Source organism: Raineyella sp. (assembly GCF_034933565.1).
Classification (GTDB): Bacteria; Actinomycetota; Actinomycetes; order Propionibacteriales; family Propionibacteriaceae; genus Raineyella.
On record NZ_JAYFNG010000032.1, the window covers coordinates 38,736 to 49,274 of the forward strand.

Annotated in this window: 11 protein-coding genes and 2 tRNA genes; 2 read left to right on the top strand and 11 right to left on the bottom strand. The window is 69.6% G+C overall.

Going from position 1 to position 10,539, the window contains the following annotated elements; genetic code table 11:
• Positions 1-240: 240 nt before the first annotated feature.
• Positions 241-519: a hypothetical protein gene (locus tag VB059_RS10095; RefSeq protein WP_323421898.1), complete on the top strand. Its 279-nt coding sequence runs from the start codon at positions 241-243 to the stop codon at positions 517-519.
• 113 nt (positions 520-632) lie between these two features.
• The gene (locus tag VB059_RS10100) at positions 633-1,064 is read left to right on the top strand and encodes a hypothetical protein (RefSeq protein ID WP_323421899.1); all 432 of its coding nucleotides are present in this window, start codon (positions 633-635) and stop codon (positions 1,062-1,064) included.
• 543 nt (positions 1,065-1,607) lie between these two features.
• Here VB059_RS10100 and VB059_RS10105 read toward each other — a convergent pair.
• The 11 genes from VB059_RS10105 to obgE form a co-directional block, all read right to left on the bottom strand.
• Complete coding sequence (locus VB059_RS10105) at positions 1,608-2,015, bottom strand: hypothetical protein (RefSeq protein WP_323421900.1); 408 nt, start codon at positions 2,013-2,015, stop codon at positions 1,608-1,610.
• A gap of 136 nt (positions 2,016-2,151) precedes the next feature.
• Positions 2,152-2,227, bottom strand: a tRNA-Ala gene (locus VB059_RS10110).
• A gap of 73 nt (positions 2,228-2,300) precedes the next feature.
• Positions 2,301-2,373 (bottom strand) — tRNA-Ala (locus VB059_RS10115).
• A gap of 175 nt (positions 2,374-2,548) precedes the next feature.
• Complete coding sequence (locus tag VB059_RS10120) at positions 2,549-3,160, bottom strand: histidine phosphatase family protein (RefSeq protein WP_323421901.1); 612 nt, start codon at positions 3,158-3,160, stop codon at positions 2,549-2,551.
• Positions 3,157-3,525 (bottom strand): ribosome silencing factor, encoded by a 369-nt coding sequence (gene rsfS, locus VB059_RS10125; protein WP_323421902.1) that lies wholly within the window; start codon positions 3,523-3,525, stop codon positions 3,157-3,159. The genes VB059_RS10120 and rsfS overlap by 4 nt, the downstream gene beginning before the upstream one ends.
• Positions 3,526-3,529: 4 nt before the next feature.
• Positions 3,530-4,180, bottom strand: a complete 651-nt coding sequence (gene nadD / locus VB059_RS10130) for a nicotinate-nucleotide adenylyltransferase (protein ID WP_323421903.1) — start codon at positions 4,178-4,180, stop codon at positions 3,530-3,532.
• A gap of 8 nt (positions 4,181-4,188) precedes the next feature.
• The gene (locus VB059_RS10135) at positions 4,189-4,335 is read right to left on the bottom strand and encodes a hypothetical protein (RefSeq protein WP_323421904.1); all 147 of its coding nucleotides are present in this window, start codon (positions 4,333-4,335) and stop codon (positions 4,189-4,191) included.
• 162 nt (positions 4,336-4,497) lie between these two features.
• Positions 4,498-5,739 (bottom strand): glutamate-5-semialdehyde dehydrogenase, encoded by a 1,242-nt coding sequence (locus VB059_RS10140; protein ID WP_323421905.1) that lies wholly within the window; start codon positions 5,737-5,739, stop codon positions 4,498-4,500.
• Positions 5,740-5,835: 96 nt separating this feature from the next.
• A complete protein-coding gene (locus VB059_RS10145; RefSeq protein WP_323421906.1) occupies positions 5,836-7,704 on the bottom strand; it encodes an ABC transporter substrate-binding protein in 1,869 nt (622 codons plus the stop codon).
• Entirely contained in the window at positions 7,704-8,840 is a 1,137-nt protein-coding gene (gene proB / locus VB059_RS10150) for a glutamate 5-kinase (RefSeq protein ID WP_323421907.1), read from the bottom strand. Before proB ends, VB059_RS10145 begins: the two co-directional genes overlap by 1 nt.
• Positions 8,837-10,387, bottom strand: a complete 1,551-nt coding sequence (gene obgE, locus VB059_RS10155; protein WP_416339536.1) for a GTPase ObgE — start codon at positions 10,385-10,387, stop codon at positions 8,837-8,839. The genes proB and obgE overlap by 4 nt, the downstream gene beginning before the upstream one ends.
• Between the last annotated feature and the right edge of the window lie 152 nt (positions 10,388-10,539).

Genomic DNA, 10,539 nt, shown 5'->3' on the forward strand with positions numbered 1-10,539 from the left:
CGACCTTAGCCAAATCTACATCGCAGGAAAGGAGGAGGAGGAGGAGGAGTGGAGTTCAACTGGGGAGGTCGTCGTTTCTTAATACCGCACCCCATACCGGTCCTTTGGGGGTTCTATATTTACCCACTGCTTGCGTTGGGCATCAGCGCGGTGCTGGATCGCGTATGACTCCTCGGAGGTGGATTCTTCACCTTCGCGACTATTTTTTACATCCTCTTCATTGAGCAAAAGGCTGTCGTTTTGAACGGTGCCGCCCTGCGTTACGGATTGTATCGTAAGGTGGGTCGCTATCAAATAGACCGAGTAATCGTTGAGTTCAATTCAATGAATGCGACGGGTCTTCCGCTGCTTTACGGCTCCGTCATATTGAATGACGGGCGGGAAGTGGCGCTGGATTCTCTGTCCTCGTTTGTATTCCGCCCGCCCCCATGGGACGATTTCCGCGTCGTGCGACAGGCGAAAGAGATCGCGGCATGGGCTGAGGCTCCACTTGAAGTCATCGAGAAGTCGATCCACTGATCCGAAGCATTTGAATTCTGTGGGCGTCTGTTCGGGGTGATCCACGGGATCCTGTAGGGTCCGCAAACTGTACGACCTAAGGGATGGCGAAATTACGTTAAGCGAGGTTTGGGATGAGTTTTCCCGAGTTGGGGGATGCGTGTGATGCGGCTGCATCGCGCCGAATTATTCCGCTGGTCCTTGTGGTGGCTCCTGGGTGGGTGGCAGCGGCATGCCTGTTGCTCTACTTCACATTCAACATCACTTACGGAATCGTCGTGCTGGGATGGGGGGTAATTTTCGGGTGCTACTATCTTTCTCGTCGGCTCGGCTATCTCAGCCGGTGGAGATCCGCGACGAATGGTGGCGGCGGACCCGACAAGATCAGCATCTTCCACTTCTTGAGCCGTCAATACCTCACTTCCTGTGTTCGCGAGGCCGGCATCCGATCCGGGGAGCGCGTCTGGTATTTCATGACCGCTCTCCCGTACTACCTGATCGTGCTGACGGTGGCCGCCATGTTCGTCCTCATGGTGGTCTCGGTGGTTATCAATCTCGTCCAATGAAGGGTGGTGGCATCCGCCTAAGGCCTCCGATGGGGTGCTCTCCCCACCCCTATCGCCCACCCCGCGCAATGCGGTCGATGGCCCACATGGTCGGATCCATGGGCCGGGTCGGCGCCTGCGGTGACAACGCCGCCATGGAATCCTTCTTCTCCCTGTCCAGAAGAACGTCCCCAACCGGCAGCCTGGACCACCTGCGAGGAGCTCGTCGATCAGGAACTCTTCGACCGCGTCCAGGACGTACTGGACACCCGCTCGACCGCCGACGTGCGCATACACAAGCTGCACCACTACCTCAAGGGCTACGTCTGGTGCGACCGCTGCGAGCAGCGAGGCCATCACAACCGCCTCATCTACACAGAAGTAAAGGACCACCAGTACGCCTACTTCGGTTGCACCGGCCGGGCCAAGGGAGTGTGCGATCTCCCCTTCCTGCGCATCGATCCACTCGAACGAGCCGTCGAAGACTCCTACAGCCAGATCTCGATCGGCCCCGACCGGAGCAAGGCACTGATCGAAGCGACCGAGCAGGAAGTCGCCGCGCACCTAGCCACCACGAAGCAGCTCCAGGCCAACCTCAAGAAGGAGCTCGTCGAGCTCGACCAGAGAGAAGACCGACTGCTCCAAGGACTCATGAACGGCCTCGGCTCCCCGGACAAGCTGCAAAAGCTCCTGGGCGACATCAAGTTCCAACCTCGGGCCGTCCAACAACACACGGACAAGGTCGACGTCGAGCTGGAGGCCGGCGTGGAGCTGACGAAGAAGACAACCGCACTCTGCGCCGAACCCCACGACCTCTACCGCCACGCCACCCCTGAAGCGCGGGGCCAGCTCAACCGGGCCTTCTTCGAGGCCCTCTACGTCGACGTGTCCGACGACGGGCGCATCCGTGTACGCCACGAACTCAGCGAGCCGTTCGCGGTGATCGTCAACAAGACCCGTGGGCTCGGCCACGTTGAACCCGTGACCTCACCAACAGACGAAGAAGGGCGCCCCGACACTGTCGGAACGCCCATTCTTGCGACCCCGCTGAACCCGGAGTCCACCTCCGACCTCTGTTCTGAGGTCACGGGTTTGAACATATTCAATCTGGTGGAGCATAGGGGATTCGAACCCCTGACCTCTTCCATGCCATGGAAGCGCGCTACCAACTGCGCCAATGCCCCGTACGTCTGCCCCGGGATACTTCCCGTACAGGAGACACTCGACCGCCCGGAACAAGTCCGAACAGACAGAGAGTGGAGCATAGGGGATTCGAACCCCTGACCTCTTCCATGCCATGGAAGCGCGCTACCAACTGCGCCAATGCCCCTTGCGGGCGCCCGTCCTGCGCGGACCGACCAGAGAACCTTAGCGCGAATCGCCGATCGCACCAAATCGGGCGCCCGCTCCCGATGGCCCCTGGCAGGCCCTCCTGACGGTTCCGACAAGGCCACCGGAACCCGTCCCTGACAAGTCACCGAGCAGCCAGAGGATCACCCGAGCGGTCAGACGTGCACGTTGTACTGCCGGATCCGCCACACGCCGTCGCGGCCGGTGTCCATCACGATCCAGGCGCAGTTGCGTACGCCGCCGAGCAGCCGGGTGTCGAAGTAGGATCCGCCGACGAAGAACACCGAGCCGATCCGGGCGGCCATCCCGTGGGTGACCACGACGACGGTCTCCCCGTCGGCGGCCTGCTCGGCGATGTCGCTGAGCGCCGAGGCGATCCGCTCCCCCATCTCGCCGGCGGTCTCACCGCGCTCGGAGCGGCGGACGTCCTCGCCGGTGCGCATCCGTTCCCCGATGCTGGGGTCCTCCTCGACGATCTCCTGGATCGTACGACCCACCCAGTCGCCGACATCGATCTCGCGCAGCCGCTCGTCGAGGGTGATCGGGAGGTCGGTGACGTCCGCCAGGGCCTGGGCCGTCCCGCGGGCCCGGGACAGATCGGAGGAGACGATGGTGGTCGGGGCCCATTCGGCCAGGAACGGGGCCGCCGTCCGGGCCTGCTGCTCCCCCACGGCGTTGAGCGGGATGTCGTGGTGGCCCTGGAAGCGGCCGGTGAGGTTCCAGTCGGTCTCGCCGTGGCGCCAGATGATCAGCCGGGCCGCGGTCATCGCGTCTCTTCGACGCCGAGCTCGACCCGCGGGCAATCACCCCAGAGCCGCTCCAGGGCGTAGAGGGCCCTCTCGTCGGGCTGCATCACGTGTACGACGACGTCGAGGAAGTCGATCAGCACCCAGCGCTGCTCGCGGTCGCCCTCGATCCGGGTGCGCTTCGCATCCTCCCGGTGCAGCGCCTCCTCGATCGCGTCGACCACGGCACCGACCTGGCGGTCGTTGGCCGCGGTGGCGACGAGGAAGATGTCGGTGATCGCCAGCCGCTCGGAGACGTCGAACGCCACCAGATCGGTGGCGAGCTTGTCGGCGGCGGCCCGGGCGGCGACCCGGGCGAGATGGACGGAACGCTCGGTGGCGGTCAAAGAATCACAGCTCCTGGTAGAGACCACGTTTGTTGATGTAGTTCACGATGCCGTCGGGGACGAGGTACCAGATCGGCAGCCCGTCCCGCACCCGCTGGCGGCAGTCGGTGGACGAGATGGCCAGCGCGGGCACGTTGAGCAAGGTGATGCGGTCGGCCGGCAGGTGCTCGACCGAGGGTGCTTCGAGCGTCATGCCCGGGCGGCTGACGCCGATGAAGTGGGCCAGCTCGAACAGCTCGTCGGCCCCGCGCCAGGTGAGGATCTGGGCCAGCGCATCGGCACCGGTGATGAAGAACAGGTCGACGTCGTCGCCCCGCTCGGCCCGCAGGTCCTTCAGCGTGTCGACGGTGAACGTGTCGCCGGGCCGCTCGATGTCGGCCCGGCTGACGGTGAAGCGGGGGTTCGACGAGGTCGCGATCGCCGACATGATGTAACGGTCCTCACCGGAGGAGACCTGGCGGTCCTTCTTCTGCCAGGGCGTGCCCGTCGGGACGAACACGACCTCGTCGAGTGCGAACCGGGCGGCGACCTCACTCGCCGCGACCAGGTGGCCGTGGTGGATGGGGTCGAAGGTGCCGCCCATCACGCCCAGGCGGTACCGCCGTCCGTACAGGACGTCACGGCGGCGCGCCAGGCCGGTCTGCGTAGTGGCCAACCCAGTGGTCAGCTGTGCGGGTGGGTCCGGCCGATGAGCTGGACGGCGAGCATCAGCCCGGTCAGGATCAGGAACGGGATGAGGAAGAACGCCCACTCGGGCATCGGGAGCGTGAGGCCTTCGCCCGCTGCGAGGGCTACCAGAGCATTGGTCATGCCGGTCATGCTAGCGGCTCGGCCCGACGCTGTCCCGGAGTGCCCCGGTGGCGGAACACCTCAGGCCGCGCTGCTGGGGCCCCGCCCTGCGCGGACCACCTTCCCCGCCCTGCGGAGAGCTCTGAGCCCGTCCCGCTGGGAGCCCGGCCCGGAGGGCCCCGGTCAGCTCCGGACCTGGCCCTCGCCCTCCACCACGTACTTCGTCGAGGTCATCTCGACCAGCGCCATCGGGCCGCGGGCGTGCAGCTTCTGGGTGGAGATGCCGATCTCCGCCCCGAAGCCGAACTCGCCGCCGTCGACGAACCGGCTGCTGGCGTTGACCAGCACCGCGGCCGCGTCGATCGCCGCGACGAACCGGTCGGCCGCCCGGCGCGAGTCGGTGACGATCGTCTCCGAGTGCCCCGAGGTGTAGCGACGGATGTGCGCGATCGCCTCGTCCAGCGATTCGACGACCTTCACCGACAGGTCCAGCGACAGCCATTCCGCGGCGAAGTCGTCCTCCCCGGCCGGCACCACCGTGTCGCTGACGCCGGCCACCCGCTGGTCACCGTGCACGGTGACGCCCGCCTCCGCCAGCCCGGGCAGGGCCCGGGCCAGGAACGCGTCGGCGACGTCGCGGTGCACCAGCAGCGTCTCCAGGGCGTTGCACACGCTGGGGCGCTGGGTCTTGGCGTTGAGCATGATGGCGTACGCCATGTCGAGGTCGGCGGCGGCGTCGACGTAGAGATGGCAGTTGCCGGTGCCGGTCTCGATCACCGGGACCGTCGAGCTCTGTACGACGTGGTTGATCAGCCCGGCCCCGCCCCGGGGGATGAGCAGGTCGACCAGGCCGCGGGCGGTCATCATCTCGTCGGTGACCTCACGGGGGCCGGCGACCAGCTGGATCGCGGTCTGCGGCAGGTCCACCGCCTGCAGGCCGCGGTGCAGGGCCTCGACGACGGCGACATTGGAGGCGTACGTGGACGAGGAGCCGCGCAGCAGGGCCGCGTTGCCGGACTTCAGACAGATGCCGCCGGCGTCGGCGGTGACGTTGGGCCGGGCCTCGTAGATGATCCCGATCACCCCGAACGGCACCCGCAGCTGGCGGATCCGCAGCCCGTTGTCGGTGGTCCAGCCGCGGACCACATCGCCGACCGGGTCGGCCAGGCCGGCCATCTGGCGCAGCCCGTCGGCCATCGCGGCGATCCGCTCCGGGGTGAGCCGCAGCCGGTCGATCAGCGAGGCGGAGGTGCCGTTGTCCTCCGCGGCACGGACGTCCTCGGCATTGGCGGCCAGGATCGGCTCGGTGGCCTCCAGGAGGGCGTCCGCCATCGCGTGGAGAGCGGCGTTCTTCACCCCGGTCGGGGTCACAGCGAGCACCTGGGCGGCGTCACGAGCGGCTAGGGCCTGGTCACGGAACTCCATGGCCGCAAGGATATCCGCCGCCCGGCAGCGGCTCAGCCGGTGAGCCGGTCAGCAGCTCAGCAGCTCAGCAGCTCAGCCGACCACCGACTCAGCCGGTCAGCCGGTCAGCCGTACCGAGGACCACACCTCGTCGGCGTACGGGCGGACGGTGAACTGGGTGACCCGACGCCCGACGGCGACCCGGTCGGCGGGCACCGCCAGCGGGACGATGACCGGGTCGGTGAGCAGATGGTCCGCGGCGGCGTGCACCGCCGCGTCCCGGCCGCTGCCGGCCGGCAGTCCGGCGAGCGTGTTCAGCGTGGCCGAGGTCCACGACGCCCCGAGGCCGAACTCCGCCGCCCCGCCGGACAGCAGCTGGCTGACGGTCGAGGACGACTCCGGGGTGTCCATCGCCACCCCCATCAGGTGCAGGTCGGGGCGGTTGGTGCTGTTGCTGGTGCCGAGCATCTGCAGGTACGCCGGCCAGGACATCGCGACCGGCTCGGCGGTGATGCCGACCGCCTTCAGCTGGTCGGCGACCGCGACGTACAGGTCCTCCGGGGCCGGCAGGTAACTCTGCTGCACCCCGCTGGGATAGGCGATCCGCACCTTGAGATCACTCACCCCCGCCTCGGCGAGCAGCCGACGGGCGGCCGTCGGGTCGTACGCGTAGGCGCGCTGCCGTGACCGGCCGGGGATCAGGTCGTCGGCGACCTGGGAACCGGGCGGCATCGTCCGCACCACCAGGGCTGTCGGGTCGATCGCCATCGCGACGGCCTGGCGCACCCGGGTGTCCTGCATCGCCTTGGCGCTGCGGTCGATGCCGAGATAGGTCAGGTCGCGCGGTGCCCGGCCGAGCACCCGGGTGCCCGCCTTCGGGTCGGTGGTCAGCGACCCGGCCTCCAGCGGGGTGATCTGGTCGTACGTGTCGAGGGTGCCCTTGACCAGGCCGTCGCCGCGCGCCTTGGGGTCGTTCACGGTCCTGATCAGGACCCGTTCGACGGTCGCCTTGCTGCCCCAGTAGTCGGGGTTGCGCAGCAGGACCACCTGGACGCCCGCCTCCCAGGCGCCGAACCGGAACGGCCCGGTGCCGGTCGGGTGGGCGGTCGCGTACGGAGTGGCGCGCGGGTCGGCGCCGGTGTCGTACGCACCGTAGGTCGCCATCGCGGTGGGGCTCTGGATGCCGAACTGGGGGCGGGTCAGCTGGGTCAACAGCCCCGGCATCGGGGTGGTGAGGTCGAGACGCACCTGCTGGGTGCCGAGCACCGTGCAGCCGGCCAGCCGGGTGCCCGCGGAGTCGATGAAGCCGCCGAAGACCTCCTGGTAGACCGCGGAGATGTCCGGGTCGGCCGCCCGGCCGGTGAAGGTGAACCAGCGGTCGACGTTCGCACACACCGCCGACGGGCCGAAGCTCGTGCCGTCCTGGAACTTCACCCCCTGACGGAGGGTGAAGGTGTACGTCCGCCCGCCGTTGGTCGCCTTCCAGGCGGTCGCCAGGCCGGGGGCCACGGCGTCGTCGACCGGCGCCGCCGCCGTCGTCGTCGGGTCGCCGGGCGTCGCGGGCCCGGTGCCGGTGCCGGCCCCCGTCGTGGCGGTGGGGCTGGGGGACGGCGTGGCGGCGGCCGCCGCCTCGGGCAGCATGACCAGGGTCTCGAAGATCTGCCGGGTGATCCGCAGGCTGTCCGGGTCGGTGACCAGCGCCGGGTCGAGCGACAGCGGGTCGACGGCGGCGCCGACGACGTACGTCCCCTGCCCGGCGGCGGTCGGGTCGGCCGGGGTCGGCGTCGGGCCCGGTCCGCCACAGGCGGTCAGGGGGACCAGCGCGGCGCCGGCCAGCAGCGCCAGCACCCTCCGGGCGCGACCGCCGAGGGCCGCCCGGGCCCGATGGGCTCCGTGGGCCAGGCGGACACGGCCGGCCGTCCCGGCGTCGTCGGCCGGATGGCACCGCCCCCGGACCGGCACCGGCCGCGCCGACAGCGGCGGCATCAGCGCAGCACCACCAGGGAGTCGCGGTGCACTGCGGCGCGCTGGAAGCGCTCCCCGTACGATGCGGCGAGGTCCCAGGTGTGGTGGCCGATCATGCTCTTCAGGTCGGCGGAGTTGTAGTTCACCAGCCCCCGGGCGATCACCCGGCCGCGCTCGTCGATCAGGTCGACCGGGTCGCCGACGTCGAAGCTGCCACGGACGGCGGTGATCCCGGCGGGCAGCAGCGAGGCCTTGCGGTCGGCGACGGCGCTCACCGCGCCCGGGTCGAGCACCAGGGCGCCGTCCGGGTCGCTGATGTGCGCCAGCCACAGCAGCCGGGCGGGCCGGCGTTTGCCGGTGGGCAGGAAGAAGGTCCCGACGTCCTGGCCGGTGAGGAAGCCCGGCAGGTGCTCCAGGTCGGTCAGCCCGACCGCGATCCCCGCGCCGGTGGCGATCCGGGCCGCCTCCAGCTTGGTCACCATGCCGCCGGTGCCGACCGCGCTGCCGCGCCGCGAGATGTCCACTCCGGCCAGCTCGTCGACGTTGCGGACCGTGCCGATCCGGCGGGCGCCGGGGGTCTCGGGGTGGGCGGTGTAGAGCGCGTTGACGTCGGAGATGAGCAGCAGCGCGTCGGCGTGCAGCAGGTGCGAGGTGAGGGCGGCGAGCCGGTCGTTGTCACCGAACCGCAGCTCCTGGGTGGCGACCGTGTCGTTCTCGTTGACGATCGGGACGACGCCGAGCTCCAGCAGCCGGTCCATCGTCTCGCGGGCGTTGTGGTAGCGCTCCTGGTACTCCAGGTCCCCGGTGGTCAGCAACACCTGGGCCGCGGACAGCCCGTAGCGGCGGAACAGTGCGGTGTAGAGCTCGAGCAGCTGGCCCTGCCCGACCGCGGCGGCGGCCTGCTGGGTGGGCAGATCGTACGGCCGGTGGGTGAGGCCCAGGGGCAGCAGCCCGGCGGCGATCGCCCCCGAGGACACCAGGGCGACCTCCTGGCCGCGGGCCCGGGCGGCACCGATGGTGTCGACGAGGATCGCGATGTGCATCACGTCGAGGTGCCCGTCGGCCCGGGTCAGGGACGACGAGCCGACCTTGATCACCAGTCGGCCGCAGGAGGACAGCGCCGCGCGATCGATCGAGGTCTCCACGCCGTTGCTCACCGCTCGGGCTCCTCGGGGTCCCGGCCCGCCCCGGCCCCCGGCGCGTCGGTCCGCTCCTCGAGCACCTCCGGATGCTCCGGGACGGTGCGCGGACCGAAGACGTACGCCTCCTCGTCCTGGGCGGCGTGGTAGGCGGCGTCCTTCTCGCGGCGCCGCGTCACAGCTGGGCGCTGCCCCTCGAGCCGCTGGTCGTGCCCGCGCCGGGCCAGGATCTCGGCGCCGGTGTCGACCTGTGGGGCGAAGTCGAAGATCACCGCGTCGTCGCCGCCGATCGCGACGGCGTCGCCGGCGATGGCGCCCCGGTCGAGCAGCGCCTCCTCGATGCCGAGCCGGTTGAGACGGTCGGCCAGGTAGCCGACCGCCTCGGCGTTCTTGAAGTCCGTCTGACGCACCCAGCGCTCCGGCTTGGCGCCACGGACCCGCCACATGAAGCCACCCTCACCGTCACCGATCCGCCGGATGGTGAACTGCTCACCGGTCTCCCCGACCGTCGGCGGGTGCAGCACGATGCGTGGGGCCGCGGGCGCCGGCTGGTGGGCCCGGCGCTCCTCGACGAGCTGGGCCATGGCGAACTGCAGCGCCTTCAGCCCCTCCCCGGTCTTGGTGGAGATCGGGAACACCCGCAGGCCGCGCTCCTCCAGATCGGCGCGGACCAGATCGACCAGGTCCCGGGCGTCGGGGACGTCGATCTTGTTCAGCGCGACCAGCCGGGGACGGTCGTCCAGCCCGCCGTGGGCGTGCAGCTCGCCCTCGATGACGTCGAGGTCGGTGACCGGGTCGCGGCCCGGCTCGAAGGTGGCGCAGTCGATCACGTGGACGATCGCCGCGCACCGCTCGATGTGGCGCAGGAAGTCCAGCCCCAGTCCCTTGCCCTCGGAGGCGCCCTCGATCAGGCCGGGGACATCGGCGACGGTGTAGGTGGTGTCGCCGGCCACCACCACCCCGAGGTTGGGCACCAGCGTGGTGAACGGGTAGTCGGCGATCTTCGGGCGGGCGGCGGAGATCGCCGCGATCAGCGAGGACTTGCCCGCACTGGGGAAGCCGACCAGGCCGACGTCCGCGACCACCTTGAGCTCGAGGACGACGTCGTGGGCTTCGCCCTCCTCACCGAGCAACGCGAAGCCGGGGGCCTTCCGGGAGGAGGAGGCCAGCGCGGCGTTGCCGAGCCCGCCCCGGCCGCCCTGGGCCACGACCGCCTCGGCGTCCGGGGTGGACAGATCCGCCATCAACGCACCGGTCGCGGCGTCGGTGATCACCGTGCCCTGCGGCACGAGCAGCACGATGTCGTCGCCCTTGGCGCCGTTCTGGTTGTCCCCCCGGCCCGGCTCACCGTTGGCGGCATGGCGCCTGTGCTGGCGGTGGAACTCGACCAGCGTCGTCAGGCCGGGGTCGACGCGGAGCACGACCGAGCCGCCGTCACCGCCGTTGCCGCCGTCGGGCCCACCGAGTGGCTTGAACTTCTCCCGGTGGATGGAGGCGCACCCGTGGCCTCCGTTACCGCCGGCCACCTCGAGAGTGACGCGATCGACGAAGGAGGGAATGGCCATAGGGGTTTCCTGACTGGGAGGGGACGGGCCGCCAGCCTACCAAGGGCGGCCCGGACGACAGAGCGGGGAAATGCCGGAAGGGTCGTGCCCCCGGGGCCGACCCATCCCTACGGGCGGGGGTGTGCGGCGGTGCCACACACGGCCGCCGCCGC